Source organism: Plesiomonas sp., from assembly GCF_051650925.1.
Classification (GTDB): domain Bacteria; phylum Pseudomonadota; class Gammaproteobacteria; order Enterobacterales; family CAMTGL01; genus Plesiomonas.
Window position 1 is genome coordinate 1 of record NZ_JBOFRH010000486.1, and the last position, 1140, is coordinate 1140.

A 1140-nucleotide genomic window follows, 5' to 3' on the forward strand; every position below is an offset into this window, starting at 1 on the left:
TACACCGCCTTCCGCCGGCTGTTGTATCAGTTGCACAATAGCTACCGCCAGATCGCGCGCATAGGTCGGGCAACCAATTTGATCGGCAACAATGCTGCGGGCTGCCGTTTGCTGATCATGCTGCCCTATCAGGTTTAGCATCGCCTGCACAAAATTATGGCCATATTCACTGAATAACCATGCACTACGAATCACCAGCGCATAGGGTAATACGTGCAATACGGCCTGTTCAGCCTGCCATTTACTTAGCCCATACTGGTTACATGGGCTAGGCTGTGCCGTTTCCGGATAACCCTCACGGCGCGTGTCGGCATCGGGTGCATCAGCCCCGAACACATAATCGGTAGATACCTGTACCATCTGTGCGCCGCACTGCTTTGCTGCCAAGGCAAGGTGATATGCACCCTGCTGATTTACCGCTATCGCCCGTTCAGGCTGCAGCTCTGCGCCATCAACATGGGTAAAGGCCGCACAGTTAATAATCACCTGCGGTTGAATCGCCGCCATTTGAAGCGCTACTGCCGCAGGATTGCTGATATCGAGCGCAGCAGAGTCTGGCGTATACAGATCCCACTCTGGCGGGCAGGACTCTTGCAGCATACGGCCTAACTGACCGCGTGCACCGGTCAGCAGTACCCGCATGCGTGTAACTGTTGCCATGTTTTCCCCGCTCGATCTTTTTCCGACAATATTGGGTTGCTTAATGGCCAGTCTATCGCCAGATCGGGGTCATCCCAGCGCAGACAAGCTTCATCACCAGCATGGTAACGTGCGGTGCATTTGTAACTGACATCAGCCCCTTGCGCAGAGAGCACCGCAAAACCGTGCGCTAACCCCGGCGGTAACCACAACTGCTGCCCACTTTCTGCCGATAATACTACCGCTTGCCACTGTTTATAGGTGGGTGAATCGGGGCGCAAATCAACAGCCACATCAAAGATCTCACCGCGTAGCACCTGCACCAATTTCCCCTGCGGATGCTGCACCTGAAAATGCAAACCACGCAGCACCTGTGCGTGTGAACGAGAGAAGTTATCTTGTACAAAATCATCGGTAATGCCGAGCAGCATTTGATAGCGGTTGCGCGAATAGTATTCGGTAAAAAAGCCCCGATTATCAGAAAAACGCTGTGGAATGAAG

2 protein-coding genes are annotated in these 1140 nt (G+C 53.4%); both read right to left on the reverse strand.

Going from position 1 to position 1140, the window contains the following annotated elements:
* Positions 1-660 (reverse strand): SDR family oxidoreductase (locus ACRC27_RS11805; protein WP_438639947.1); only part of this gene is annotated, 660 nt, incomplete at its 3' end.
* The gene (gene rfbC, locus ACRC27_RS11810) at positions 627-1136 is read right to left on the reverse strand and encodes a dTDP-4-dehydrorhamnose 3,5-epimerase (RefSeq protein WP_438639948.1); all 510 of its coding nucleotides are present in this window, start codon (positions 1134-1136) and stop codon (positions 627-629) included. The genes rfbC and ACRC27_RS11805, both read right to left, overlap by 34 nt.
* Positions 1137-1140 lie beyond the last annotated feature (4 nt).